The sequence below is a fragment of the Inquilinus sp. NPDC058860 genome (assembly GCF_042743185.1).
Lineage (GTDB): Bacteria > Pseudomonadota > Alphaproteobacteria > DSM-16000 > Inquilinaceae > Inquilinus.
Genome location: NZ_JBHYMS010000006.1, coordinates 70,387 through 93,482, shown reverse-complemented (window position 1 = coordinate 93,482; position 23,096 = coordinate 70,387). Strand labels below are relative to the sequence as shown.

The window sequence follows — 23,096 nt, the reverse complement described above, 5'->3', positions numbered from 1 at the left end:
TTTGTCTGGAAAAGAGCATTAGTGGAAGATGACTGCGTCCGACCCTGAGATCCACGCCCTTGGCACCGCCGGCGCCGGCCATGTGCTGTCGCTGATCCTGTCCGGCCAGGCGCGGTCGCGGGCCGACCTCACCCGCATCTCCGACCTGTCGCGCGCCACCATCACCCAGCGCCTCGGCGTGCTGTTCGAGGCCGGGCTGCTGCAGGAGACGGAGGAGACGCAAGCAAGCGGCGGCCGGCCGGCCCGCGTGCTGAAACTGAACCAGCGCTTCGGCGTGGTGCTGGCGGCGGATGTCGGCGAGAGCCGCATCCGGGTGGCGGCGACCGATCTCGGGCCCAATGTGCTCGCGGAGAGGCTCGGCGCGCTCGATGTCGGCACGGGTCCGGTGCCGATCCTGACTTGGATCGCGCAGCAGTTCCGCGATCTCCTGGCCGAGATCGGCCGGCCGGCATCGGAGGTGCTGGGCATCGGGCTGTGCCTGCCGGCGCCGGTGGACCATGCCGCCGGACGGGTCGTGGGGCCTTCGGTGATGACCGGCTGGGACGATTTCGACATTCCCGGCTGGTTCGCGGGCGACTATGCGGCGCCGGTTCTGGCCGAGAACGACGTCCGGCTGCGCACCCTGACCGAGCACCGCCGGTTCTGGCCGGAGGAGCGGCAGCTGGTCTTCATCAAGGCCGGCACCGGCATCGGCAGCGGCATCATCACCGACGGCCGGATGCATCGCGGCGCCCGCGGGGCCGCGGGCGACATCGGCCACATCCAGCTGCGCGACGCCGAGGCGCCGCTGTGCCGCTGCGGCAAGCTGGGCTGCGTCGAGGCCTATGCCGCCGGCTGGGCGATCGCCCGCGACCTGCGGGCCCAGGGCTTCAAGGCACGGGACGCGCGCGACGTGATGGATCTGGTCGGGCGCAACCGGCCCGAGGCGATCAGCCTGGTGCGCCAGGCCGGCCGGGTGCTGGGCGAGGTGGCGGCCGACGTTGTCAGCGTCCTGAACCCCAGCGTCATCGTGGTCGGCGGCACCCTGTCCGAGGCGGGAGAGCATCTGCTGACCGGGGTCCGGGAGTTCGTCTACCAGCGCTGCCTGCCGCTGGCGACGCGCGACCTGACCATCGTCGCCGCCCGCGCCGGCGAGCTGGCGGGGTTGCTGGGCGCGGCCCGGCTGGTGGTCGACACCCGGCTGCAGCCGCAGGCGGTCGACCGCCTGATCGCGGAGCGGGGGGCGCCGGGGGGCTGATCAATTCATGCCGGTGGGGTGGATGCGGCCGCCCTCGATCGGAACGCCAGGGGCCGGCGGAGAGGCCGCTCCCGCCGCCGGATCGAGCCGGTCGAGCCGCAGCAGGCCCCAGCCGAAGACCGGGTCGCGGCCGGGGGCGCCCAGGTCCTCGACCGCGGCGGCCAGAGCCTGCTTGACCTCGGCGCGCTTCAGGTCGGGCGACGCCGCCCGGACATGGGCGATGGCGGCGGTGATGAAGGGGGCGGCGAAGGAGGTCCCTGTCCTGGGGCGCGCGCCGCTGACCGAGGCCGCCGTCCACACATCGACGCCGGGGGCGGCGAAATCGATGTGCCCGCCGCGGCCGGCGCGCCGGTAGGGCCGGTACCGGTGGTCGACGGCCGTCGCCACGGTCACGTCGGGATAGGCGGCCGGATAGATCGGATCGGCGCTGGGCCCGTCGTTGCCGGCGGCGGCCACCATCATCAGGTCCCGGGCGGCGATCGCCGCGACCGCCCGCTGGAGAACCTCGTTGTTGGGACCGGCGAGGCTCAGATTGATGACGTCGACGTCCTTCGCCGCGACGATGTTCAGGGCGCGGACAAGGTCATAGGCGTCGCTGCGGTCGTCGCCGCGTTCGTGATGGAACGCATCGACGGCGACCAGCTCCGCATTGGGCAGCAGCCCGGGCGTCCGGCTGCCGTTCGCGCCGACGAGGAGCGCCGCGATCGCCGTTCCATGCACCTTGGATGACGGATCGCGGGGCGCGTCGGACAGGGATGTGAGGTCGATCCTCCGGTCCTTCAGGGCCTCGTGCGCCAGGTTGATCCCCGTATCGATCAGGCCGATGCGCGGGGTGGCGGCGGAGAGCACGCCGTCCCGCGGCCAGCCGATCAGCGACCGCGCCAGGCAGGGGTCTTCGGCACAGCCGGGCGCGGCTTCGGGGCGGTAGTAGTGGTTGAGGTCGGCCGCGACGGCGGGCCTCGCCGCCACGAGGCGCTGTCGCGCCTGGGCCAGCGTCAGGCCGGCCGGGACGCGCAGCCGCGCCAGCCGACTGCCGACCAGGCCGATCTCCTCGTCGGCGATGACGAGGAAGCCCAGGCCTTCGGCCGCCGCGAGGTCTTCGGCGCTGCCGATGGCGACCAGCTCGGCCGGCGCATAGGCGGGCCTCGGCGGAGGCGGGGCGGCGCGCCTCGCCCGCTGGGGGGGCGATGGCGGAGGGGCGGGATCGAAGAGGTCGCGGAAGAAGGGGAACACGCCGCCGTCGTCGTCACGGTCGTCACCACCCCTCCCGCCGTCGCGTCCGCCGCTGCCGCTGCCCGAGCGTCCGCCGCCGTCATCGCCCCCGCCGTCGTCATCCCCACCGCCGTCGTCGTCATCGGCGAGCGCCGGCGACGCCAGGGAGAACACGCCGCCGCCGAATGGCCACGGATCCGGGACGGCGCCTGCGCCTGCCAGGAACAGAACGCCCAGGGCGAAGCGGCGAAGGACGGAAGCCAAGCGGTGTCTCTCCTGGTCGGTGTCGGGCCGTGCAGGTCCCAGCATGACGCCGGGTGGCGCGGTGCGGCAAGGCTGTGGTCGACGGATGAACGGGCGGCGCGCGGCCCTTATTCCGTCGGCCGGCCATCTTCGCACCCGGCCTGGACGTCTTCCGGAATATTCCGCAGGGCGGCCCGTTCCCCCTGCGGACCAAAACCCGGTCCGGTCTCACAGGAGCAAGCACCATGACGAGATACGGGAAGCTGATGTCGGCCCTGATCGCCGGCGTGGCCGCGGTTGCGGGCGCCTCGGCGCAGGCGAAGGAGCATCCGGCGGCGTCCATGGACTTCGAGCGCACATCGACCGCCCTGGCCGGCCGCAGCGACGGGACGATCATCGTCGCCGGCAACAGCTCGTCCAATTCGAGCTCGAACTCATCGTCGAATTCGAGCTCCAACTCCTCGAACAACTCGAGCTCGAACTCGTCCAACAATTCGAGCTCGAACTCCTCGTCCAACAACTCGTCGAATTCGAGCTCCAACTCGTCCTCGAACAGCTCCTCCAATTCCAGCGGCGGCGAAGGCCGCTGGCGGCGGCGCTGATCCTGCAAAGTACGGGGGCCCTCAGGGCCCCCGTATCATCTGGTCCGAAGCGGAATTCCTATCGGGCGGCGCGGGCCCAGCGGCGGTACCAGCCTTCGCCGGCGATCGTGTTGCGGTGGGCGGTTTCACGCTGCTTCGCCTGATCGGCGGTCTCCGGCCGGATCTTCGCCCGGATCGCCGCCTCCTCGCGGCGGAACGGGATGACCTGGACCAGCGGCGTGCCCTTCTCGATCACGTACAGCCCGTCGGGCGCGGTGGCGAAGAACGGGAAATGGATATGCGCCGCATAGGTGTCGGTGTCGACGATGCCGGCGACGCATTCGAAGGGCTGCGGCGGGCGGTTGAGCGGCGGCAGGAACAGGCAGCTCCAGCCCGGCGGCGTTCGGATCGACCAGTGGTTGTGGAACTTGCAGGGCGGGCGGGGCTCCTTCGGGTTGCCCGCGACCTGATGGGCGCCGTGGTTGCTGACCATCACCCGGTCGAATTCCCACCCCGCCTCGACGGCGCGGCCGCCGTCCCGGATGTCGAGGCGCACCGTCGCCGCCAGCGGCAGGATCCATCCCGTCGCCATGGCGTCGAAGAACGGCATGCAGCGCTTCACCGTCAGCCCGTTGTTGGTGACGGTGAGGTGCTCCTTGTCGACCGGCGGAAGCTTGCGGAACCAGTCGGGGAGGACGGACTTCGCCGGTTTCGGCTCGGCGATCACCCCGTGATCCTGCGGCTGGCAGACGAATTCGATGACCGGCGCGGGCCGGCGGATGAGCGACAGCATCGGAAACCTCCGGATTCACTGCCCGGTTAACGGGGCGGAGGAGGCGTTATTCCGTACCGTCGCGATGGGGTGGCGACCGGCCGCCGCGCTTATCGTCCCGTGGCCAGCGCCGCGGCCTCGTCCGCCGGCGAGAGCGGCTCATGCGCGCCGGCCGATGCGAGGTAGGCGTCGAGCGCCTCCATCGACGACGCCGGAGCGTATCCGCCGTCGCGCACGGGGGCGACCACGGCGAAACGCACCGACCAGGCGCCGTCCGCGCGGCAGGCCACCGAGACCACGGAGGAGCCGGCGGCGGTGTCCACCTCGAACTCGCGACACAGCAGGCCGCCGGCATCGCGGAACGAGGCAACGGCACGGAGCCGGTCGCCGGAGCCCGCCAGGACGGCCTCCTCGCCGGACGGGACCCGCCCGAGCGCCTCCGACAGCGCCGGGCTGCTCAGCCCCGCCACCGCGAAGCCCTGCGGCGCGCCCTGGCCGCCCGTGCCGATCAGATATCCGCCGAGGCCGAAGACGATCGCCGCCAGCGACGCGGCCAGCGGCATCACCCAGGGGCGCTGCGGGCGCGACGGCACCCGGCGATCGGCCCCCTTGAGTGGAACGACAGGCGCCGCCCCGCCTTGCTGCGAAGGGGCGACGCCCGGCTTCGCCGCGTCGAGCATCCGCCGCACCGAACCCTCGAGCGCCGCGGGCACCGGTTCCTCGACGAGCGGCCTCAGCGCGTCCTTCGCCTGGATCCTGGTTTCGAGGAACAGGGCGACCCGGCCGGCGAGCTCGTCGTCGGTCTCCATGGCCGTCTCGACCGCGGCGGCGGTCTCGTCGTCGAGCTCGCCGTCGGCGAAGGCCATCAGGGTCCGGTCGTCGAATTCGCGCGCGATCATCTGCTCCCCGCCTTCGTGATCTCTGAACGTGACGGGCCGGGGTTCATTCCCGCGGCGTCGGCGAGATTCTTCCGGGCCCGCGCCAGCCGGCTCATCACCGTTCCGATCGGGATCCCGAGGACATCGGCGGCCTCCTTGTAGGACAGGTCCTCGACGCAGACGAGGAGCAGGACCTCGCGCTGCTCGTCGGGCAGGGTCATGATCGCCTGGCCGACGGCGTTCAGCGTCAGCCGCGCCTCGACATCGCGCTCGCCGGAGGCGCCGACGATGTCCTGGCGCTGGTCGATGTCCTCCTGCGGTCCGGCCGTGCTGCGCTTGCGCACCTGGTCGATCCACAGGTTGCGCAGGATCCGGAACATCCAGGCGTTGAAGCGCGTGCCGGGCTCGAAGCGGTCGGCATTGGCCAGCGCCCGTTCGCAGGCCGCCTGCACCAGGTCGTCGGCGCCGTCGCGGGTCCGGCACAGGGAGATCGCGAAGCGGCGGAGATTGGGCAGGAGCGCGACGAGCTGGTCCGCAAACGAATCCGTTTCGGTCACGTCGAGGGTTCCGGGTGCGATGGATCGGCGACGCAGAACTGGTTGCCCTCCGGGTCGAGCATCACCGTGTAGCCGTCCGCCTCGCGCTGGATCCTGGCGCCGAGGGCCAGCAGGCGCCGCACCTCGGCCGCGCGGTCGGGCGCGGCGATGTCGAGATGGACGCGGTTGTTGGTGTAGTCCCGCCCCGGCACTTGATGGAAGCACAGGCTGGGGCCCGGCCCGTCGACCAGGACGACAGGGTCGGTCTCCGGCGTGAAGCCCAGCGCGGCCAGCCGGTCGATCTCGGCCTGGTCGTAGGCGCGCAAGGCGTAGCCGTCGAGCACCGCAGCCCAGAACCGGGCCAGGGCCGGCGCCGACCGGCTTTCGAACACGATCTCCCGCAACAGGCCCATCGGATCCCCCTCCCAACGGTTCAGAGCGGCAGGCGCACCGTGCAGCGCAGCCCGCCCATCGGCGAGGTCGACAGCACCAGATCGCCGCCATGGCGGCGCGCCACGTCGCGGGCGATGGCGAGGCCGAGGCCGGTGCCGCCGGTCTCCTGGTTGCGCGATTCGTCCAGCCGGACGAAGGGCTTCATCGCCTCCTCGCGCTGGTCCGGCGGAATGCCCGGGCCGTCGTCGTCCACCACCAGGGCGACGGTGCCGTCGTCCGGGACCACGGACAGCCAGACGTGCCGGGCATGACGCCGCGCATTGGACAGCAGATTCGCCAGGCAGCGCCGCATCGCCTCGCGCCGCAGCGGCAGGACATGGCTCTCCGGCGTGTCGAAGGCGATGTCGGCGCCCTCCCGCCGGGCGGCCACCACCACCTCCTCCAGGAAGGCGGCGAGGTCGGTCGGCGTCGCCTCCTCGGTTCCCTCGCCGCGGGCGAAGGCGAGATAGGCGTCGATCATCTGCCGCATCTCGTCGACATCGGCGCGCAGCTCGTCGATGTCCGGCCCGTCGCCGAGCATGGCGAGCTGCAGCTTCATCCGGGTCAGCGGCGTGCGCAGGTCATGGCTGACCCCGGCCAGCATCTCGGTGCGCTGCTGGATCTGGCGGCGGATGCGGTCGCGCATGTCGATGAAGGCCTCGGAGGCCTGGCGGATCTCTTCCGCCCCATGCGGCCGGAATCCCGGCATGTCGCGGCCCTTGCCGAAGCGGTCGGCGGCGATCGCCAGCCGCCGGATCGGGCGCAGCTGGTTGCGCATGAAGATGATGGCGACGGCGGACAGGATTACCGTCGACCCTAGCATCGACAGGTAGAACAGGTTGGTGGTGAAGCTGGACAGCCGCTTCGACGGCACCTCCACCGTCAGCACGCCGTCCGGCAGCTGCATGCGGACGACGTCGGTGTCGTCGTCCCTGGAGGACTGGATGGTGAAGTCGTAGGGCTGCGAGGCGCGGATGGCCCGGGCGAGGGCGCGCTGGCCCTCGTCCAGCGCGCCGCTTCCGGTCGGGCCAAGCTCGACGCCGGGATCGAAGCCGTAGATCAGCCCGGTGTTCCGCTGCGCCCGCAGGAACACGGCGCCGCGGGCGACGGGTGTCATGCCGTCGGCGATCTCGTCGATGGTCAGGCCGATCTCGCCGGAGACGGTGCGCGCCATCGTCGTGGTGATCACGTCGATATGGCGGCCGAAGAAGACGTAGGTGGAGATTGCCTGGGCCAGGATCATCGGCGTGACGATGATCACCAGCGCCCGGCCGAACAGGGTCCGCGGCAGGAACTTCTTGATCCGCGCCCGCAGCCGGAGGGGGGTGGACAGCCGGGGCAGGGCGGCGGGAGCTCGCATCATCCGTCGGGTCTCAGCACATAGCCTTCGCCGCGCACGGTGTGGAGGTATCGGGGCAGGCGCGGGTCCGGCTCGATCTTACGCCGAAGCCGCGTCACCTGCACGTCGACCGCCCGGACGCCGCCGTCGATGGTGCCGGATTCGGTCAGCGCCTCGCGCGACACGGTCTCGCCGGCGTGCTGGGCCAGGATGCGCAGCAGGTTCTCCTCGCCGGTGGTCAGGCGCACGTGCTCGCCCTCCTGCAGCAATTCGCCGCGCTCGATGTCGAAGGTGAAGGCGCCGAGCCGGATGGTGCCGGCGGCCCGCGGCGGCGGGGGCGCCAGGCGGCGCAGGATGCTGTTGATGCGCAGCACCAGCTCGCGCGGCTCGAACGGCTTCGGCAGGTAGTCGTCGGCGCCGCTCTCCAGCCCGGCGATCCGGTCCTCCGGCTCGCCGCGCGCGGTCAGCAGCAGGATCGGCGTGCTCATGCGCTGGCGCAGGTCGGCGGTCAGCTGCAGCCCGGTCTCGCCCGGCATCATCACGTCCAGCACGATCAGGTCGAAGGCGATCGCGGCCAGCTTCTCGCGCGCATCCGCGGCGTCGACCGCGGCCGTCACCAGGAAGCCGTTCTCCATCAGGTATTTGCGCAGCAGCTCGCGGACCCGGCGGTCGTCCTCGACGACCAGGACATGGGCGGGCTCGTCGGCGGTCATGGTCATGGCCGGCTACCGGCTCGCGACCCGGGAGGCGGGGGCCGGAGTCTCCGGCTCCTCCTCCGCGGCGGCCGGCTCGCTCAGCGCGATCAGCCCTTCCAGCACCTTGCGGAAGCCGTCCACCGCCTCCGCCCCGGCGTTGCGGTAGGCCTGGCCGATCAGCTTGCGCTGGCTCTCGAACAGCTGGCGCTCCAGCACCGCGCCCCTGTCGGTCAGGGTCAAGAGGCGCTGGCGCCGGTCGCGCTGGCCCTGCCGCTGCTCGACATAGCCGCGCTCGACCAGGTCGTTCAGGACCCGGCCCAGGCTCTGCTTGGTGATGCGCAGGATCGCCAGCAGCGCACTGACCGTGATCTCCGGATGCCGCCCGATGAAATAAAGCGCACGGTGATGGGCCCGGCCGAGACCCAGGGTTGCGAGCAGCGCATCGGGCTCGGCAGTGAAGCCGCGATAGGCGTAGAATAACAGTTCGATGCCTTGGCGGATCTCCTCCTCTCGGAGGAAGAGCGGGTTCACGGGCGATTTTATGTCAGCCATGTTGACTTGTTTTCACCCCGAATGTTACCGCTCACGGTCCGACGGCGACACAAATGACAATGCGGGAAAGGCCCATCATGTCGACGACTCCTCCCTTCCACGACCGTGACGGCTGGATATGGATGGACGGCAAGCTGGTCGAATGGCGTAGCGCCAACATCCATGTCCTGACTCACGGGCTACACTACGCCAGTTCTGTATTCGAAGGGGAGCGGGCTTACAACGGCCGGATCTTCAAGGGCACGGAGCATTCCAAGCGGCTGCACTTCTCGGCGACCACGCTCGGCATGAAGCTGCCCTACAGCGTGGCGGAGCTCGATGCGGCAAAGAAGCTGACCCTTGAGAAGAACGGCCTGACCGACGCCTATATCCGCCCGGTGGCGTGGCGCGGGTCGGAGATGATGGGCGTGTCGGCCCAGGCCAACACCATCCATGTCGCCATCGCGGTGTGGGAATGGCCGAGCTACTTCTCGGCCGAGGCCAAGATGAAGGGCATCCGCCTGACCCTGTCCGACTGGCGCCGCCCATCGCCGGACTCGGCGCCGGTACATGCCAAGGCGGCCGGCCTGTACATGATCTGCACCCTGGCCAAGCACAAGGCCGAGGCGGCCGGCTACCAGGACGCGCTGATGTACGACTACCGCGGTTATGTGGCGGAGGCGACCGGCGCCAACGTCTTCCTCGCCATCGACGGCAAGCTGCATACGCCGACCGCCGACTGCTTCCTGAACGGCCTGACCCGCCAGACCGCGATCGAGCTGGCCCGCCGCAACGGCATCGAGGTGGTCGAGCGGCACATCCAGCCGGAGGAGCTGGCGAAGGCCACCGAGGTCTTCCTGACCGGCACCGCGGCGGAGATCACCCCGGTCGGCGAGATCGGGGCGCACCGCTTCACCCCGGGCCAGATCTGCAAGATCATGATCGACGCCTACAGCGCCGAAGTGCGGAAGGAGCCGAGGGCGGCTGCGGCCTAGGACCATTGCATCGTGTAGGTTGGGTTCGCATGCCGCGAACCCAACCTACGAAGCCGGCACCGGCCGTTCAGTACATCACCACCGGTAGCGGATGCTGCCGATCACCGTCTGGCCCTGGCCTTCGTAGCAGTAGCCCTGGGCGCAGGTGGTGTAGTCGCGGTCGAACAGGTTGGTGGCGTTGACCGCCAGCTGCACCCCATCCAGCCGCGGCTCGACCGCGCCGAGATCGTAGCGGATCGCGGCGTCGAACAGGGTCACCGCCTCGTTCCGGCCGGTGGTGTTGTCGTCGTCGCGATAGCTCGACCCGATATAGCGCATGCCGGCGCCCAGGCTCAGCCCCGGCACGACCGTGTCCGGAACCCGGTAGTCGGCCCAGGCGGAGACGATGTGGTTCGGGATGCCGGACGGGTCCTTGCCCTCCGTCGCCGCGGTGCCCTCGGTCACCTCCGGGTCGAGATAGGTGTAGGCCAGCTGCAGGCTCAAGCCCTCGCCGAGATCGGCGAGGGCCTCCAGCTCGATGCCGCGCACCCGCACCTCGCCGCGGGCGGCCCGGAAGTTGACATGGGCCGAGTCCGCGATCAGCCCGTTCTCCTGGGTCATCTGGAACACCGAGGCGGTGATCAGGCTGTTCAGCCCCTCGGGCTGGTACTTGATGCCGGCCTCGATCTGCTCCCCGGTCGTCGGCTTGAACAGGCGGCCCTGCCAGTCCGTCCCGGTGTTCGGGGTGAAGGAGGTGGCGTAGGAGACATAGGGCGCGAGGCCGAAATCGGTGACGTAGCTCAGGCCGACGCGGCCGGTGAAGGCGCTGTCGGAGGCGTCCTGATCGGTGCCGGCGATGCGCTCCTGGCTCGTGGTCTCGAGCCAGTCGTGCCGGCCGCTCAGCGTCAGCAGCCAGCCGCCGAAGCGGATCTGGTCCTGCAGATAGACGCCGATCTGCTGCTGCTGCTGAAGGGTGCGGGCGTAGACCGCCGGCATGTCGATGTGCTGCTTGCCGTAGTTCCGCGTGGTCAGGTCGAGGTCCGGCGCCGGGCCGTCGCCGGCGATGTTGGTGGTGTCGAGGAAGGTGTAGTCGAGGCCCGCCAGCAGCGTGTGCTGCACCGGCCCGGTGTCGAAGCGCAGCTGCGCCTGGTTGTCGACCGACACCGTGTCCAGGCTCTCGCGGTCCTGCCCGGCGCGGCGGAAGACGGTGTTGCCGTCGTCGGACAGGCCGGTGATGTAGACGTAGCGGGTGTTGGAATCGACATGGGCGTAGCGGAAGTTCTGCCGCAGCGTCAGCGCGTCGTCGACCCGGTGCTCGATCTCGTAGCCCGCCCGCACGCTCTCCATGTCGAGGTCGTTCCAGGCCGAATCCGCGGTGCGGATGTCGAGCAGGCCGGTCGCCGGCGAGTAGTAGTTGAACAGGCTGCCGCCGGTCTTGTCCTTCTGATAGGCGCCGAGGAAGGTCACCGTGGTGTCCTCGTTCGGCCGCCAGGTGAAGGCCGGGGCGATATAGGCGCGGTCGTCCGGCACCGCCGGCATCTGGGTGTCGCTGTCGCGGAACAGCCCGGTCAGGCGCCAGGAGAAGCGGTTCTGCTCGTCCAGCGGTCCGCCGAGGTCGAACTGGCCCTGATAGCGGTCGTGGTTGCCGAACTGCAGCTCGACCTCGCGCAGCGGCTCGTCCGGCGGGCGCTTGGTGACCAGGTCGACCAGCCCGGCCGGCGAGGACAGGCCGTAATTGGCCGAGGCGGGGCCGCGCAGCACATTGATGGCCGAGAGGCCGTAGGGCTCGGTGCGGATGCCGGCGAAGACCTGGCCGGTCGGCTGCCGCAGCCCGTCGCGGAAGATGCCGAAATAGGCCGCGTCGAAGCCGCGGATCCAGAACTGGTCGAGCCGCGGCGAGAAACCGTAGAGGCCGGTCAGGATGCCGGGCGTGTAGACCAGGGCCTCCTGCAGGCTCTGCACGTTGCGCGCGTCCATCTGGCCGCGGGTGACGACCGAGACGGATTGCGGCGTCTCGATCAGCGGCGTGTCGGTCTTGGTGGCGCTGGCGCTCCTCGTGGCGGTGAAGCCGCGCACCTCGGTCGTCGGCGTTTCCGTGCTGCCCTGAACGACGATCGGGGCGAGGGTCACCCCGGAGTCATCGGCCGGAGCCGGCCCCTGCGTCCCGGCCTGGGCCAGGATTGGTGCCGGCGCGAGCGCCGTGGTGGCGAGCAGGCCGAGCAGAAGGCAGGTGCGGGGGCTTGGTCGATGTCGCATAAGTCAGGTCGGCTCCGGTCACGGGAAGCCCGGCTGGGAACGCCGGATCGAGACGTGGCGTAATTGACATTAATTCTCATTCTCGTCTAGGTCGTTCTGGGAACGTGACCAGGATGATTCATGAACCGATGCAAGGCGCTGGCCTGCGCCCTTCTGCTGCTGACCTGTCTGCTCGCCCCGCCCGCCCGGGCGGAGTGGCCCGTCACCGTGACCGACGCCGCCGGCCGGCAGGTGACGGTGCCGCACCAGCCGCGGGCGGTGCTGCTGGGGGCGGGCATCAACCTGGCGGCGCTGGCGCTGATCGACCCTGATCCCGTGTCGCTGCTGGCCGGTTGGGCCGACGACACGCGGCAATACGATCCCGGCCTCTACGCCGCCTTCCTGGCGAAGTTCCCGCGCCTGGCCCAGGTGCCGGTGGTGGGCGGCGGCACGGATGAGAGCTTCTCGCTGGAGAAGGCGCTGACGGTCGGGGCGGATCTCGCGATCTTCGGCGCCTGGCAGGCGGAGACCGAGCAGGGGTGGCAGATCCTGGACCGGCTGACCGCGGCCGGGGTGCCGGCGGTGGTGGTCGACTTCAACCACCGGCCGCTGGCCAACACGGCGCCGGGCATCCGGCTGCTCGGCCGCGTGCTCGGCCGCGAGGACCGGGCCAACGCCTTCGCCGATTTCTACGAGGCGCGGCTGGACCGCATCCGCCGGCGCATGGCGGCGCATCCGGAAACCGGCCCGACCGTGCTGATGCACGCCTATCCGCAGCCGGAGGACTGCTGCTGGGCGATCGGCGAGACCGGGCTGGGCGAGCTGGTGTCGCTGGTCGGCGGCCGCAACATCGCCGCGGACCGCTTCCCGGACGCCGGCGGCGGGGTGCTCAGCCTCGAATATGTGATCGGCCGGGATCCGCAGGTCTACATCGCCACCGGCCTGCCGCAGGCGGAGAATGCGCCGGGATTCGTCGTCGGCCCCGGCGTCCCTGCCGAAGCCGCCCGGCGGAGCCTCGCGGCGGTGCTGGCCGCGCCCGGATTGTCCGGCCTGGCGGCGGCCCGCGACGGCCGGGTTCACGGGCTGTGGAACTTCTTCAACGCCGTGCCGCTGAACATCGTGGCGGTCGAGGCGGTGGCGCGCTGGGTGCGGCCGGAGATCTTCGGCGACCTCGACCCCGGCGCCACCCTGGCCGAGGTCAACAGCCGCTTTTCCGCCCTGCCGTTCGAAGGTGCGCTGTGGATCAGCCTCGATCCGGCCGCCGACGGATCGCGCTAGCCGGGCCGGTTCGCCGCGACGGTCAGCCGCCAGGCGGCCCAGGCGCCGAACAGGGCCAGCGGCAGGGCGGTGACGAACACCCACAGCGCGGCCGCCCGGGCGGTCTCGACCGTCAGGCCCGAGCCGAAGCCGACCAGGTTGGCGGTCGCGCCGGCGATGGCGGCGCCGACCGCCCCGCCGGTCTGGCGCACGGCGATCAGGGCCGAGCTGCCGATCGCCTTGTCGTCCTCGGCCAGGACGCCGATCAGCCGGCGGTTCAGCAGGCTGGAGGAGAAGCCGAAGCCCGCGCCCATCAGCAGGGCGGCGGCGACGATCCAGGCCAGCGGGGCGTCGCGCATCACCAGCACCAGCAGCACCGCGCCGGCCAGGATGCAGCCGGCGCCGCGCAGCAGCCAGCGCAGCTCCCCGGTGCCGGTGGCGCCGGCGACGACGAAGGCGGCGAGGGTCCAGGCCAGGGCCATTCCCCCGACCACATAGCCGGCCCACAGCGGCGACAGGCCGTGCAGCGTTTGCAGGATGGCAGGGCCGTAGACGTTCAGCCCCATCGAGGTCGCCATCAAGGCGAAGATCGCGGCATAGGCGGTGCCGCAGACCGTGTGCAGGTCACCTGCCCGGCGCGGCAGCAGCCGCACCCGGGCGCCGGCGTCGATCCGCAGCACCAGCACCAGGATGCCCAGGCCGGCGGCAACCAGCGCCAGGGCGACGGCGGGGTTCGGGCTGACATCGGCCATGGCGATGGCGCCGACCCCGAGCGCCAGCCCGCCGATCTGCGGCCAGGGCACGCCCGGCTGGCCGCCGCTGCGGACCGTGCCCTTCAGCAGCCAGGGCGCGGCGGCGGCAAAGACCAGCGACTGCGCCGTGAACAGCCAGAACACGGCGCGCCAGTCGCCGGCCTGGGCGAACAGGCCGCCGACCAGCGGCCCCAGGATCGTGGCGATGCCCCAGATGCCGGAGGCGACGGCGAACATCCGGGCCAGATGGCGCTCGGGGAACAGCACGGCGACCGCGACCATGGAGAAGCCGGCGACCCAGCCGCTGCCGACGCCCTGCAGCACGCGCCCGGCCAGGAAGATGCCGATGGTCGGCGCGGCGGCGCTGAGCACGCAGCCGAGCGCGAAGGCCAGGCCGGCGATGGCCGAGGCCCAGCGCAGCCCGAAGCGCTCCGACAGCCGCCCGGCGCTGGCGCCGGCCAGGATCGCCCCGATCAGGAAGCCGGCCGTGGCCCAGCTGAAATAGGCGTAGCCGCCCAGGTCGGCGCCGACGCTGGGCATGATGGTGGCGGTGACCAGGGCGTCGGCGGCGTTCAGCCAGATGCCGAGGCAGACCATCGCGAATCGCGGCAGCCGCCCTTCGGCCAGCAGATCCGCCCAGCCCGCCGGCGATTGCGCCGAGACCTGCACCATGTTGCGTTTCCCCTTCGTTACCGTCGGGGCTATACCGTCGCCGGCACGAAGAGAAGCGGGGAATCGGCAGGACAGGAATCAGCGCCAGCGCGAAGCGGCCTCGTCGTCCTCGGCCCGGGCCTCGACCCAGCGCTCGCCTTGCGGCGTCTCCTCCCTCTTCCAGAAGGGGGCCTTGGTCTTCAGCCAGTCCATCAGGAAGGCGCAGGCCTCGAAGGCGGCGCCGCGATGGGCCGAGGCGACGCCGCAGAACATGATCCGGTCGCCCGGCCCCAGCCGGCCGACGCGGTGGACGATGCGCACCTCCAGGAGCGGCCAGCGGCCCCGCGCCTCGGCCTCGATCTCGGCCAACTGGCGCTCGGTCATGCCGGGATAGTGCTCCAGCGTCATCGCCGTGACCGCGGTGCCGCTCGCGACGTCGCGCACCAGCCCGACGAAGCAGGCGACGCCGCCGACATCGGTGCGGCCGTCGGACAGCGCGGCCATCTCGGCGCCGGGATCGAAATCGGCCTCCTGCACGCGAACCGCCATCTCAGCCTCCCGTGACGGGTGGGAAGATGCCGATCTCGTCGCCCGGCGCCACCGGGTCGGCCGGCCTGGCGAAGCGCTGGTTGACCGCGACCCGCACCACCGCCGGGTTGGCCAGGGCATCGGCATAGCCGGCGCCGCGGGCGCGCAGCCAGTCCAGCAGCCCGGCGACGTCGCGCACCGACTCCGGCGGCGACACCGTCTCGGCGGCCGTGCCGATCTTGCTGCGGACCCAGGCGAAATACAGGAGCTTCATGCCGGTTCTCAGATCAGGGCGCTCAACGGGATATAGGCAACCGGATCGCCCGGCGCCACGGCCGTCACGTCTTCCGGCAGTTCGACCAGCCCTTCGGCGCCGGCCAGGGAGCTGAGCATACCGGCGCCGTCGCGGCCGTGGCGGCGGGCGACCAGGACGCCGGATGGGTCGAGGTCCAGAACCGCGCGGAGGAACTCCCGGCGGCCGGGCTTCTTGCCGTGGCCGAAGCCGGCGGCGACCGGGAAGCGGCGCAGCGGCAGCGGCTCGGCCCCGGCCAGATGCAGCAGCAGCGGCCGGGCCACCAGCAGGAAGGTCACCATCGCCGCGACCGGGTTGCCCGGCAGGCCCAGCAGCGGCACGCCGCCGATCTGGCCCAGCGCCACCGGCTTGCCCGGCTTGATCGCCAGGCGCCAGTGATGCAGCCGGCCGCCTGCGGCCTCCAGCGCCGATTTGACATGGTCCTCGTCGCCGACCGAGACGCCGCCGGAGGTGACGATCGCATCAGCATCGGTTGCGGCCGCGGCCAGGGCCGAACGCACGGCATCGGCCCGGTCCGGCACGATGCCACGGTCGGCGACGTCGCAGCCCAGCCGGCGCAGCAGCGTTGTCAGCAGATATCGGTTGGCGTCGTAGATCTGGCCCTCGGCCACCGGCGTGCCGGGATCGCGCAGCTCGTCGCCGGTCGACAGAACCGCCACCTGCAGCCGCCGGCGGACGGGCAGGGCGGCGCGTCCCAGCGAGGCGGCCAGGCCGATCTCGGCCGGGCCCAGCCGGCGCCCGGCGGTCAGGACGGTATCGCCGGCGCGGATGTCGTCGCCGGCCCGCCGGACATGGGCGCCGCGCCGCAGCCCGGGCGGCAGGGTGACCCGGTCGCCGGCGACCGTGCAGTCCTCCTGCATCACCACCGTGTCCGGCCCGTCGGGCAGCGGCGCGCCGGTGAAGATGCGGATCGCCTCGCCCTGTCGGCCCGGGCGGCCGAGCGGATGGCCGGCGGCAGCGCGGCCGGCCACCGGCAGGGTGGTCGGGACATCCGGCGACAAGTCGTCGAAGTGAAAGGCGTAGCCGTCGACCGCGGCGTTGGCGTGCGGCGGCACCGACCGGTCGGCCACCAGATCCCCGGCCAGGAACCGGTCCTGGGCCGCGGCGAGCGGCACGGTCTCGGCCTCGGCGACCACGGCCAGGCGGGAGCGGAACTCGGTGACCGCCTCCTCGACCGACAGCAATCGGTCGCCCAGGGCGAAGCAATCATCGGCGAGGCGGGCCACGATTCAGTCCGCCTTGCGGGCGAAATCGACGACGAAATCGGCGATCGCCTCGATGTCGTCGATGTCCAGCCGCCGGCGGGCGGGATCGGCGACCGGGCCGTCGCTGGCCACCGCGATGATGCTCGGATCCTCGGGATGCAGCGGCGGCTTGCCGGTCGCGGCCCGCCAGACCTCCAGCTTCGGACAGGCCTCGCGCTTGAAGCCCTCGACCAGCACCAGGTCGACCGGCTGCAGCTTCGCCAGCAACGCCGCCAGCGGCGGTTCGGCGGCGCCGCGATGCTCGTGCATCAGGGCCCAGCGCCGGTCGGAGGAGACCAGCACCTCCGTCGCCCCGGCCTCGCGGTGGCGCCAGCTGTCCTTGCCCGGCTGGTCGACGTCGAAATCGTGATGGGCGTGCTTGACGGTGGAGACGGTCAGGCCGCGGCCGATCAGCGCCGGGATCAGCTTCGCCAGCAGCGTGGTCTTGCCGCTGCCGCTCCAGCCGGCGATGCCGAGGACACGCATCGGGGTCAGCCGGCGGTCCCGGCGGCCTTGGCCGGCGGCGTGCCGGGGTCCTCGGTGATGGCCTGGCGCACGCCCTCGCGCAGATAGCTCCAGCCGGTCACCAGGGTCAGCACCGCGGCGACCCAGATCCCGGCGATGCCGATCTCGGCCACCGGCACCTGGCCGCCGAAGGCGCGGGTGCCGGCATCGCCGACGATCAGGAAGCCGATCGCCAGCATCTGGATCGTGGTCTTCCATTTGGCCAGGGCGGTGACCGGCAGGCCGCGCGCGTTCATCCCGGCCAGGAACTCGCGCAGGCCGGAGATCAGCACCTCGCGCAGCAGGATGATCACCGCCGGGATGATCGACCAGCCCTGCAGCCGGCCGAAGGCGGCCAGCATGAACAGCACGGCGGTGACCAGCATCTTGTCGGCGATCGGGTCGAGCAGCCGGCCGATCGGCGAGGTCTCGTTCCAGGCCCGCGCCAGCTTGCCGTCGAGATAGTCGGTGATGGCGGCGGCGGCGTAGATCGCGAGGCAGGTCCACGAGGCCCAGGCGGCGGGCACGTAGAACAGCGCGATCAGCACGGGAATGGCCGCGATGCGCGAATAGGTCAGGAGGTTCGGCAGGCTGGTAACCATGGCGACGGCACTGACTTCAGGGGCTTCCGAACGCTAGCACAAGGTGCCTCAGGCGTCGGGGTGGAAATGTCGGTAGATCAGCCCCGCGACCGCCTCGCTGATGCCGTCGACCGCCTCGAGGTCCTGCCGGCTGGCACGGCTGACCTCGCGGGCCGAGCCGAAATGCAGCAGCAGCGCCTTCTTCCGGCGCGGGCCGATGCCGGGGATCTCGTCGATCGGCGAGCGGGTGATGTCGCCGGCGCGCCGGGTGCGCTGGCCGCCGATGACGAAGCGGTGGGCCTCGTCGCGCAGCCGCTGCAGGAAGTACAGCACCGGGTCCTTCGGCTCCAGGCTGAAGGGCGGCCGATCGGCCATGAAGAAGCGTTCCCGGCCCGCATCCCGGTCCGGCCCCTTGGCGATCGAGACCAGGGCGATCTCCGTCAGGCCGAGCTCGGCGAAGACCTCGCGGACAACGCCGAGCTGGCCCTGGCCGCCGTCGATCAGGACCAGGTCGGGCCAGCCCTCCTGCTCGCGGTCCGGGTCTTCCTTCAGCGCCCGGGCGAAGCGGCGGGTCAGCACCTCGCGCATCATCGCGTAGTCGTCGCCGGGGGTGACCGCGCCCTTGATGTTGAACTTGCGGTAGGCGGATTTGATGAAGCCGTCCGGCCCGGCGACGATCATGGCGCCGAGCGCGTTGGTGCCGCCGAGATGGCTGTTGTCGTAGACCTCGATCCGGCGCGGCGGCGCGTCCAGGCCGAACACCCGGGCCACGCCGTCCAGCAGCACCGCCTGGGATGCGCTCTCGGCCATGCGCCGGCCCAGCGCCTCGCGCGCATTGTTCAGCGCATGCTCGATCAGCCGGCGCTTGTCGCCGCGCTTCGGCACCGCGATCTCGACCCGGCGGTCGGCCTTCAGGGTCAGCGCCTCGGCCAGCAGCTCGGTCTCCGCGACCTCGTCGCTGAGCAGGACCAGGGGCGGCGGCGGATGGCTGTCGTAGAACTGGCTCAGGAAGGCGGCCAGGATCTCCGCCGGTTCCGCCGTCTTGTCGTGGCTCGGGAAATAGGCGCGGGTGCCGTAGTTGCGGCCGCCGCGGAAGAAATAGACCTGGATGCAGCTGTGTCCGCCGGCCTCGTGGATCGCCAGGGCGTCGGCGTCGCCGATGCCCTCGACATTGATGTCCTGGTGCGACTGGACGTTGGTCAGGGCCCGGATGCGGTCGCGCCAGCGCGCCGCCTGCTCGAAATCCAGCCGCTCGCTGGCCGCCATCATCTGCTCGCCGAAACGGGCCTGCACGCCCTGGCTGCGGCCGCTCAGGAAATCGACCGCGCTCGCCACCTGCTCGGCGTACTGCGCCTCGGTGACATAGCCGACGCAGGGCGCGGTGCAGCGCTTGATCTGGTATTGCAGGCAGGGCCGGCTGCGGGTGGCGAAGATCGAATCCGGGCAGTTGCGCAGCAGGAAGGCGCGCTGCAGCGCGGTGATGGTGCGGTTGACCGACCCGGCCGAGGCGAAGGGGCCGAAGAACTGGCCGCTGGGGCCCGTGGCGCCGCGGTGCTTGGCGATGCGCGGGAAGGCGTGGTCGCCCGAGATCATGATGTGCGGGAAGGTCTTGTCGTCCCGCATCACCACGTTGTAGCGCGGCTTCAGCCGCTTGATCAGATTGGCTTCGAGCAGCAGCGCCTCGACCTCGGACCGGGTCACCACGAATTCCATGGCGACCGTGTCGGCGATCATGCGCAGCAGGCGCGCCGGCTGCTTGCCGGTCTGGGTATAGGCGAAGACCCGCTTCTTCAGGTTGCGCGCCTTGCCGACGTAGAGGGCGTTGCCGGCCTCGTCGAGCATCCGGTAGACGCCGGGGGAGCTGGGCAGGGTGCGCAGATGCGCCTGGATCACCGCGACCCCGTCGGCGATGCTGTGCGCCCGCGCCCTCGAGCGGCCCGCGGGCTTCGGGCGCTCGGGCGGCGGGCTGCCGGGCGGGCCATCGGGCGGACGATCGGTGACGGTATCGCTCATGGCGGCAATGTCGGCCGGTCCGGGCGCGGCTTCAAGACCGGATCGTGAACGTCCGAGTGAGTCGGCGAAGCGGGGCGATGACGCTTCGGTGATATCCACCGAATCGGTGGATAACTTTGTGGGGAACCGTCTGCGAACGACCCGCAATCGAGGCGCCGCCTAAGTGTCATCGTTGTTGCTCAAAAAATGGGCAAAAACGTTAAGTCTCTGAGAAATAGAGATAAATTCCAAGTCAAGTTGAAACAGAAGCATCACACACTATGTGCGGGCCGGAAAATTGCGGACTTCTCCGATTCGGATTTCGCCTGTGCACAACTTCCGGTCGTGGCGAAGCGGCGAGGCCAGGAAATCCAAGGCGATAGCGGCTATCGCAGAGCGGTCGCCTGCGGCGTCCGGGCGCAGCATCGTGGGCAGCCCCGGGTTGCCTAGACGGGGTGCGCGGGTCAAGGGGGGATTGACGCAAACTTGAGATGATTTCGATGCGAATGCCGGCCCGGCCATGTCGCTCATTCCATCGGCACGATGCCGCGGCTGGGCTGGGCCCAGCCGAGATGCTCGCCGCCGTCCAGCGCGATCATCTGGCCGGTCATCGCCGGCGCCGACAGGATGAAGCGGATGGCGTCGCAGATCTCCTGCGGCGCGGTCGGCCGACGCAGCGGCACGGCATCCCATTGCTTGGCGAAATGCTCCTCGCTCTGCCGGTCGCTCTTCAGTGTCGGGCCGGGGCCGATGCCGTTGACCCGGATCTGCGGCGCCAGCGCCTGGGCCAGGGTGCGGGTCAGGGTCCACAGCCCGATCTTGGCGACGGTGTAGGACAGGAAATAAGGGGTCGGATTCCACACCCGCTGGTCGAGCATGTTGACGACGTTGCCCGGCCACTCCACCGGCAGCTGCCGTGCCAGCGCCTGGGTCAGCACCAGGGGCGCGCGCAGGTTGGTCTCGAGGTGCTCGTCCCAGCTCGCCCGCGTCGCCGTCGCCGCCGTGTCCATGCGGAAGGCCGAGGCGTTGTTGACCAAGAGCGACACCGGGCCGCCGAGGGCCTCGGCGGCCTGCGGGATGACGGCCTCGACCTGGGTCTCGTCGGTCAGGTCGGCCCGGATCGCCAGCCCCTGCGTGCCGGCGGCCTCGATGTCGCGCACCGTCTGCGCCGCCTCCTCGGCGGAGCTGTGCCAGGTGATCGCGACCCGCCAGCCATGCCGGGCGAGGTCGAGCGCGATCGCCCGGCCGATCCGCTTGGCGGCGCCGGTGACGACGGCGACGCGCGGCTCGGCCTTGCCGGTGGGAGGCAGGGGACGTTCGCCCGTTGGACGTTCGGGGGGGCTCATCGGCTCACGGTCCCTTGCGGCGCCGGCCGCCGCCCTTGCGCGGCCGCTCGGTCGGCTTGGCGATCGACAGGGGCACGCCCTCCAGCGCCGCGGCGTGGCCGTGCGAGCCGACGCGGGCGTGGACGATGATGCCGGCGCCCTCGTTGAGCCCCATCTCGGCCGATTCCAGCCGGCGCAATTCGTCGCGGATCCGGGCCGCTTCCTCGAACTCCAGATTGGCGGCGGCCTCGCGCATCCGCTTCTCCAGGTCGCCGATATGCTCCTTCAGCGATTTGCCGGTCAGGTGCTTGGCGCCGCTGTCGCCGGTCGAGACGGTGACCCGGTCGCCGCGCTCGTAGACGCTGTCGAGGATGTCGCCGATCTGCTTCTTGATGCTCTCCGGCGTGATGCCGTGGGCGGCGTTGTAGGCCTGCTGCTTCTCGCGCCGCCGGTTGGTCTCGCCCAGCGCTGCCTCGAGGCTGCCGGTCATGGTGTCGGCATAGAGGATGGCGCGGCCCTCGATGTTGCGGGCGGCACGGCCGATGGTCTGGATCAGCGAGGTGCGGCTGCGCAGGAAGCCTTCCTTGTCGGCGTCGAGGATGGCGACCAGCCCGACCTCGGGCAGGTCCAGTCCCTCGCGCAGCAGGTTGATGCCGACCAGCACGTCGAACACGCCCAGCCGCAGGTCGCGGATGATCTCGATCCGCTCCAGCGTCTCCACGTCGGAATGCAGGTAGCGGACCTTGATGCCCGCCTCGGTCATGTATTCGGTCAGCGCCTCGGCCATCCTCTTGGTCAGGGTGGTGACCAGCACGCGCAGGCCGCGGGCGACGCAGTCGCGGCATTCGGCCATGACGTCGTCGACCTGGGTGGCGGTCGGCCGGACCAGGACGATCGGGTCGATCAGCCCGGTCGGGCGCACCACCTGCTCGGCGAAGACGCCGCCGGTCCGCTCCATCTCCCAGGGCCCGGGGGTGGCGGAGACGAAGACGCTCTGCGGCCGCATCGCGTCCCATTCCTCGAACTTCAGCGGCCGGTTGTCACGGCAGGAGGGCAGGCGGAAGCCGTATTCGGCCAGGATGTCCTTGCGTGCCCGGTCGCCGCGGAACATGCCGCCGACCTGCGGCACCATGACATGGCTCTCGTCGACCACCAGCAGGGCGTCCTCGGGCAGGTATTCGAACAGGGTCGGCGGCGGCTCGCCCGGCGCCCGCCCGGTCAGGTAGCGGGAATAGTTCTCGATGCCGGCGCAGCTGCCGGTCGCCTCCATCATCTCCAGGTCGAACTGGGTGCGCTGCTCCAGCCGCTGCGCCTCCAGCAGCTTGCCGGTCGCATTGTACTCCTCCAGCCGCTCCTTCAGCTCCACCCGGATGCCCTTGATCGCCTGCAGCAGCGTCGGCTTCGGCGTGACGTAATGGCTGTTGGCGTAGATCCGCACCTGCTTCAGGCCCGCGAACTTCTCGCCGGTCAGCGGGTCGAACTCGTGGATCGAATCGATCTCGTCGCCGAAGAAGGAGATGCGCCAGGCGCGGTCCTCCAGGTGGGCGGGGAAGATCTCGACCGTGTCGCCGCGCACCCGGAAGGTGCCGCGGGCGAAGGCGGTGTCGTTGCGCCGGTACTGGATGTCGACCAGATGCTTCAGCAGCACCTGCCGGTTCAGCCGCTGCCCGGCCTCCAGCGGGATCGTCATCTCGCTGTAGGATTCGACGTCGCCGATGCCGTAGATGCAGGAGACCGAGGCGACGATGATGCAGTCGTGCCGCTCCAGCAGCGCCCGGGTGGCCGCGTGGCGCATCCGGTCGATCTGCTCGTTGATCTGGCTTTCCTTCTCGATATAGGTGTCGGTGCGGGCGACGTAGGCCTCGGGCTGGTAATAGTCGTAGTAGCTGACGAAAAACTCGACCGCGTTCTCCGGGAAGAAGCTCTTGAACTCGCCATAGAGCTGCGCGGCCAGGGTCTTGTTCGGGGCCAGCACCAGGGTCGGGCGCTGCAGCTTCTGGATCACATGCGCCATGGTGAAGGTCTTGCCCGAGCCGGTGACGCCGAGCAGCACCTGGTCGCGCTCGCCCCGCTCGATCCCGGCCAGCAGCTCGGCGATCGCCTCGGGCTGGTCGCCCGCCGGCTTGTAGTCCGAGACCAGTTTGAACGGGGTCGAGCGATCCTTCTCCGGCAGGGCCGGGCGATGGACGACGACCGGGGAGGTCTCGCCGCGCGGCGAGGCCGGGGTGGGGGAGAGGAGGGGCGCTGAGCTCATGTCGACACTATCGGTCCGGCAGGGGCGGAG

Annotated in this window: 22 protein-coding genes; 4 read left to right on the top strand and 18 right to left on the bottom strand. The window is 70.8% G+C overall.

Annotated elements, in window-relative coordinates; translation table 11 throughout:
• Nucleotides 1–28 precede the first annotated feature (28 nt).
• Complete coding sequence (locus ACFW16_RS06205) at nucleotides 29–1,237, top strand: ROK family protein (RefSeq protein ID WP_380302909.1); 1,209 nt, start codon at nucleotides 29–31, stop codon at nucleotides 1,235–1,237.
• On the opposite strand, the gene ACFW16_RS06200 is transcribed toward ACFW16_RS06205, so the two are convergent.
• Nucleotides 1,238–2,713 carry a S8 family serine peptidase gene (locus ACFW16_RS06200; protein WP_380302907.1) on the bottom strand — a complete coding sequence of 492 codons (1,476 nt, stop codon included), beginning with the start codon at nucleotides 2,711–2,713 and terminating at the stop codon, nucleotides 1,238–1,240. It lies immediately after the preceding gene.
• Nucleotides 2,714–2,937: 224 nt separating this feature from the next.
• Between ACFW16_RS06200 and ACFW16_RS06195 the strand changes: the two genes are divergently transcribed.
• Entirely contained in the window at nucleotides 2,938–3,294 is a 357-nt protein-coding gene (locus tag ACFW16_RS06195) for a hypothetical protein (protein WP_380302906.1), read from the top strand.
• A gap of 58 nt (nucleotides 3,295–3,352) precedes the next feature.
• Here ACFW16_RS06195 and ACFW16_RS06190 read toward each other — a convergent pair whose 3' ends face one another.
• From ACFW16_RS06190 to ACFW16_RS06160, 7 genes are all read right to left on the bottom strand, one after another.
• A complete protein-coding gene (locus tag ACFW16_RS06190; RefSeq protein WP_380302904.1) occupies nucleotides 3,353–4,066 on the bottom strand; it encodes a DUF6065 family protein in 714 nt (237 codons plus the stop codon).
• 89 nt (nucleotides 4,067–4,155) lie between these two features.
• Nucleotides 4,156–4,944 carry a hypothetical protein gene (locus ACFW16_RS06185; RefSeq protein WP_380302903.1) on the bottom strand — a complete coding sequence of 263 codons (789 nt, stop codon included), beginning with the start codon at nucleotides 4,942–4,944 and terminating at the stop codon, nucleotides 4,156–4,158.
• Entirely contained in the window at nucleotides 4,941–5,480 is a 540-nt protein-coding gene (locus ACFW16_RS06180) for an RNA polymerase sigma factor (RefSeq protein ID WP_380302901.1), read from the bottom strand. Before ACFW16_RS06180 ends, ACFW16_RS06185 begins: the two co-directional genes overlap by 4 nt.
• Nucleotides 5,477–5,872: a VOC family protein gene (locus ACFW16_RS06175; RefSeq protein ID WP_380302899.1), complete on the bottom strand. Its 396-nt coding sequence runs from the start codon at nucleotides 5,870–5,872 to the stop codon at nucleotides 5,477–5,479. The genes ACFW16_RS06180 and ACFW16_RS06175 overlap by 4 nt, the downstream gene beginning before the upstream one ends.
• Nucleotides 5,873–5,892: 20 nt before the next feature.
• Nucleotides 5,893–7,254 carry an ATP-binding protein gene (locus ACFW16_RS06170; protein WP_380302898.1) on the bottom strand — a complete coding sequence of 454 codons (1,362 nt, stop codon included), beginning with the start codon at nucleotides 7,252–7,254 and terminating at the stop codon, nucleotides 5,893–5,895.
• Nucleotides 7,251–7,943 carry a response regulator gene (locus ACFW16_RS06165; RefSeq protein ID WP_380303050.1) on the bottom strand — a complete coding sequence of 231 codons (693 nt, stop codon included), beginning with the start codon at nucleotides 7,941–7,943 and terminating at the stop codon, nucleotides 7,251–7,253. Before ACFW16_RS06165 ends, ACFW16_RS06170 begins: the two co-directional genes overlap by 4 nt.
• Before the next feature lie 12 nt (nucleotides 7,944–7,955).
• A complete protein-coding gene (locus tag ACFW16_RS06160; protein WP_380302896.1) occupies nucleotides 7,956–8,477 on the bottom strand; it encodes a MarR family winged helix-turn-helix transcriptional regulator in 522 nt (173 codons plus the stop codon).
• Between the two features lie 77 nt (nucleotides 8,478–8,554).
• On the opposite strand from ACFW16_RS06160, the gene ACFW16_RS06155 reads away from it, so the two are divergent.
• Nucleotides 8,555–9,451, top strand: a complete 897-nt coding sequence (locus ACFW16_RS06155; RefSeq protein ID WP_380302894.1) for a branched-chain amino acid aminotransferase — start codon at nucleotides 8,555–8,557, stop codon at nucleotides 9,449–9,451.
• A 75-nt stretch (nucleotides 9,452–9,526) separates the two neighbouring features.
• Here ACFW16_RS06155 and ACFW16_RS06150 read toward each other — a convergent pair whose 3' ends face one another.
• Nucleotides 9,527–11,686 carry a TonB-dependent siderophore receptor gene (locus ACFW16_RS06150; RefSeq protein WP_380302892.1) on the bottom strand — a complete coding sequence of 720 codons (2,160 nt, stop codon included), beginning with the start codon at nucleotides 11,684–11,686 and terminating at the stop codon, nucleotides 9,527–9,529.
• Nucleotides 11,687–11,806: 120 nt separating this feature from the next.
• On the opposite strand from ACFW16_RS06150, the gene ACFW16_RS06145 reads away from it, so the two are divergent.
• Nucleotides 11,807–12,943: an ABC transporter substrate-binding protein gene (locus ACFW16_RS06145; protein WP_380302890.1), complete on the top strand. Its 1,137-nt coding sequence runs from the start codon at nucleotides 11,807–11,809 to the stop codon at nucleotides 12,941–12,943.
• Here ACFW16_RS06145 and ACFW16_RS06140 read toward each other — a convergent pair.
• The 9 genes from ACFW16_RS06140 to uvrB all read right to left on the bottom strand — a co-directional run bounded on the left by ACFW16_RS06140 (nucleotide 12,940) and on the right by uvrB (nucleotide 23,066).
• Complete coding sequence (locus tag ACFW16_RS06140) at nucleotides 12,940–14,346, bottom strand: MFS transporter (protein WP_380302888.1); 1,407 nt, start codon at nucleotides 14,344–14,346, stop codon at nucleotides 12,940–12,942. The genes ACFW16_RS06145 and ACFW16_RS06140 overlap by 4 nt on opposite strands.
• A gap of 78 nt (nucleotides 14,347–14,424) precedes the next feature.
• Complete coding sequence (gene moaE / locus ACFW16_RS06135) at nucleotides 14,425–14,874, bottom strand: molybdopterin synthase catalytic subunit MoaE (protein ID WP_380302886.1); 450 nt, start codon at nucleotides 14,872–14,874, stop codon at nucleotides 14,425–14,427.
• A gap of 1 nt (nucleotide 14,875) precedes the next feature.
• Nucleotides 14,876–15,127 carry a molybdopterin converting factor subunit 1 gene (gene moaD, locus ACFW16_RS06130; RefSeq protein WP_380302884.1) on the bottom strand — a complete coding sequence of 84 codons (252 nt, stop codon included), beginning with the start codon at nucleotides 15,125–15,127 and terminating at the stop codon, nucleotides 14,876–14,878.
• 8 nt (nucleotides 15,128–15,135) lie between these two features.
• Nucleotides 15,136–16,392 carry a gephyrin-like molybdotransferase Glp gene (gene glp / locus ACFW16_RS06125; protein WP_380302882.1) on the bottom strand — a complete coding sequence of 419 codons (1,257 nt, stop codon included), beginning with the start codon at nucleotides 16,390–16,392 and terminating at the stop codon, nucleotides 15,136–15,138.
• A 3-nt stretch (nucleotides 16,393–16,395) separates the two neighbouring features.
• The gene (mobB, locus tag ACFW16_RS06120; protein ID WP_380302880.1) at nucleotides 16,396–16,896 is read right to left on the bottom strand and encodes a molybdopterin-guanine dinucleotide biosynthesis protein B; all 501 of its coding nucleotides are present in this window, start codon (nucleotides 16,894–16,896) and stop codon (nucleotides 16,396–16,398) included.
• Nucleotides 16,897–16,901: 5 nt separating this feature from the next.
• Nucleotides 16,902–17,516: a CDP-diacylglycerol--glycerol-3-phosphate 3-phosphatidyltransferase gene (gene pgsA / locus ACFW16_RS06115; protein ID WP_380302878.1), complete on the bottom strand. Its 615-nt coding sequence runs from the start codon at nucleotides 17,514–17,516 to the stop codon at nucleotides 16,902–16,904.
• Between the two features lie 48 nt (nucleotides 17,517–17,564).
• Nucleotides 17,565–19,508, bottom strand: a complete 1,944-nt coding sequence (gene uvrC, locus ACFW16_RS06110) for an excinuclease ABC subunit UvrC (protein WP_380302876.1) — start codon at nucleotides 19,506–19,508, stop codon at nucleotides 17,565–17,567.
• Nucleotides 19,509–20,014: 506 nt separating this feature from the next.
• Nucleotides 20,015–20,833 (bottom strand): SDR family oxidoreductase, encoded by an 819-nt coding sequence (locus tag ACFW16_RS06105; RefSeq protein ID WP_380302874.1) that lies wholly within the window; start codon nucleotides 20,831–20,833, stop codon nucleotides 20,015–20,017.
• Between the two features lie 4 nt (nucleotides 20,834–20,837).
• Nucleotides 20,838–23,066 (bottom strand): excinuclease ABC subunit UvrB, encoded by a 2,229-nt coding sequence (gene uvrB, locus ACFW16_RS06100; RefSeq protein WP_380302872.1) that lies wholly within the window; start codon nucleotides 23,064–23,066, stop codon nucleotides 20,838–20,840.
• Nucleotides 23,067–23,096 lie beyond the last annotated feature (30 nt).

Excerpts from the sequence above, each read along its gene's own strand:
- ACFW16_RS06160 (WP_380302896.1), bottom strand. The coding sequence starts at position 8,477 with ATGGCTGACATAAAATCGCCCGTGAACCCGCTCTTCCTCCGAGAGGAG.
- moaD (WP_380302884.1), bottom strand. The coding sequence starts at position 15,127 with ATGAAGCTCCTGTATTTCGCCTGGGTCCGCAGCAAGATCGGCACGGCC.
- uvrB (WP_380302872.1), bottom strand. The coding sequence starts at position 23,066 with ATGAGCTCAGCGCCCCTCCTCTCCCCCACCCCGGCCTCGCCGCGCGGC.
- ACFW16_RS06205 (WP_380302909.1), top strand. The coding sequence starts at position 29 with ATGACTGCGTCCGACCCTGAGATCCACGCCCTTGGCACCGCCGGCGCC.
- ACFW16_RS06170 (WP_380302898.1), bottom strand. The coding sequence starts at position 7,254 with ATGATGCGAGCTCCCGCCGCCCTGCCCCGGCTGTCCACCCCCCTCCGG.
- ACFW16_RS06185 (WP_380302903.1), bottom strand. The coding sequence starts at position 4,944 with ATGATCGCGCGCGAATTCGACGACCGGACCCTGATGGCCTTCGCCGAC.
- ACFW16_RS06140 (WP_380302888.1), bottom strand. The coding sequence starts at position 14,346 with ATGGTGCAGGTCTCGGCGCAATCGCCGGCGGGCTGGGCGGATCTGCTG.
- moaE (WP_380302886.1), bottom strand. The coding sequence starts at position 14,874 with ATGGCGGTTCGCGTGCAGGAGGCCGATTTCGATCCCGGCGCCGAGATG.
- uvrC (WP_380302876.1), bottom strand. The coding sequence starts at position 19,508 with ATGAGCGATACCGTCACCGATCGTCCGCCCGATGGCCCGCCCGGCAGC.
- mobB (WP_380302880.1), bottom strand. The coding sequence starts at position 16,896 with ATGCGTGTCCTCGGCATCGCCGGCTGGAGCGGCAGCGGCAAGACCACG.
- ACFW16_RS06105 (WP_380302874.1), bottom strand. The coding sequence starts at position 20,833 with ATGAGCCCCCCCGAACGTCCAACGGGCGAACGTCCCCTGCCTCCCACC.
- ACFW16_RS06175 (WP_380302899.1), bottom strand. The coding sequence starts at position 5,872 with ATGGGCCTGTTGCGGGAGATCGTGTTCGAAAGCCGGTCGGCGCCGGCC.
- pgsA (WP_380302878.1), bottom strand. The coding sequence starts at position 17,516 with ATGGTTACCAGCCTGCCGAACCTCCTGACCTATTCGCGCATCGCGGCC.
- ACFW16_RS06150 (WP_380302892.1), bottom strand. The coding sequence starts at position 11,686 with ATGCGACATCGACCAAGCCCCCGCACCTGCCTTCTGCTCGGCCTGCTC.
- ACFW16_RS06165 (WP_380303050.1), bottom strand. The coding sequence starts at position 7,943 with ATGACCGCCGACGAGCCCGCCCATGTCCTGGTCGTCGAGGACGACCGC.
- ACFW16_RS06155 (WP_380302894.1), top strand. The coding sequence starts at position 8,555 with ATGTCGACGACTCCTCCCTTCCACGACCGTGACGGCTGGATATGGATG.
- ACFW16_RS06145 (WP_380302890.1), top strand. The coding sequence starts at position 11,807 with ATGAACCGATGCAAGGCGCTGGCCTGCGCCCTTCTGCTGCTGACCTGT.
- ACFW16_RS06190 (WP_380302904.1), bottom strand. The coding sequence starts at position 4,066 with ATGCTGTCGCTCATCCGCCGGCCCGCGCCGGTCATCGAATTCGTCTGC.
- ACFW16_RS06195 (WP_380302906.1), top strand. The coding sequence starts at position 2,938 with ATGACGAGATACGGGAAGCTGATGTCGGCCCTGATCGCCGGCGTGGCC.